The sequence below is a fragment of the Ruoffia tabacinasalis genome (assembly GCF_042652985.1).
GTDB classification, from domain to species: Bacteria; Bacillota; Bacilli; order Lactobacillales; family Aerococcaceae; genus Ruoffia; species Ruoffia tabacinasalis.
In genome coordinates this window covers 1-1135 of sequence record NZ_JBHSHQ010000085.1, presented here as the reverse complement: position 1 = coordinate 1135, position 1135 = coordinate 1, and the positions used below count along the sequence as shown (strand labels likewise).

Here is a 1135-nt window from a genome sequence, read left to right as displayed (position 1 = left end):
GTAATTAGGCGAGTTACCTGATTGAAATCGACGGATATCAATGCCAACAAAGGCATTGAGTTGCTTAGGATTATCAAATCGTGTAATATCCCCTAACTCTGCAATCAAAAGAGCAGCTGTTAATTCACCGATGCCTGAAAAACTAGTGTAAACATAAAATTCTTTAAATGAGTGAGCGCTATCAATGAGCTTTTTTTGAATCACTTTCTTTTGTTGGACGAGCTGTTGAAGTTTACTCGCCCATTCAATAACTAAGAACGTTTCAAGCGAATCATTATCCACTGCAGGATAGGCATCTTTAGCGATAGTGAGAATGGATTCTGCTTCAAGTAACGCCTTTGTTTGGGAGATGTTTTTCTGAGTATTATTTAAAATTAGATTCTTCACTTTGGTTCGGCTATAGCTCCTTAAACTATCAGGGTGCGGGAATAATTGAATCATTTCTAAGGCATATTCACTGGCAACAGAACTAAAATAAGACTCTAATTCAGGGAAAGAGAGGGTTAAGAATGCATGTAGATGATTCCGTGCATACTTTATATCTTGTTCATTGCTCTCGTACCAGCGTGATAAAGTCGTCATTTCTTGGTACGCTTTATCAATGACAACCTTTTTCTTTCGCTCTATAAAATAGTGCGTTAGAGCGAGTTTATGGGCATCACTTTTATCGGTTTTGTTCACTCGAAGGCTATCTGTTTGTTTTCTTGCTTCGAGGGGATTTAACAGATAATAGTCAAAGTGATGATCCTGACAGAAGCGTTCGATGACCCTTGAATAGACTCCCGTTGCTTCGAATACAATTTCAGGAATGGTTTGACACAACTGAGATCGAGCTAACAGGCCATTTAACCCTTCTTGGTTATGAATCATCCACCCTTCGAATAGACATGTATTATCAGAATAATGCACAACATAGCTACGACCGTTACTAACATCTAATGCGATAACGTCCAATGTAATCATCCTTTCTAAATTAATTGAAGTCTTCATAGCGCCTTATCGATTCTCATTTCCTATACACGACCTCAAAGGGCCCAACATACTTAAAACAGATTCAACTAAGGATATGAAGTGGACCAGTTTTTTATACGGTATTAACTATACCTAAACACCTTACGATCTCATCTTCATAAAC

1 protein-coding gene is annotated in these 1135 nt (G+C 37.9%); it reads right to left on the bottom strand.

All coding sequences use genetic code 11. From position 1 onward, the window contains the following. Window positions 1-990: IS110 family transposase (locus ACFO5Y_RS11715; RefSeq protein WP_380706743.1), on the bottom strand; the 990-nt coding region annotated here is incomplete at its 3' end. Between the last annotated feature and the right edge of the window lie 145 nt (window positions 991-1135).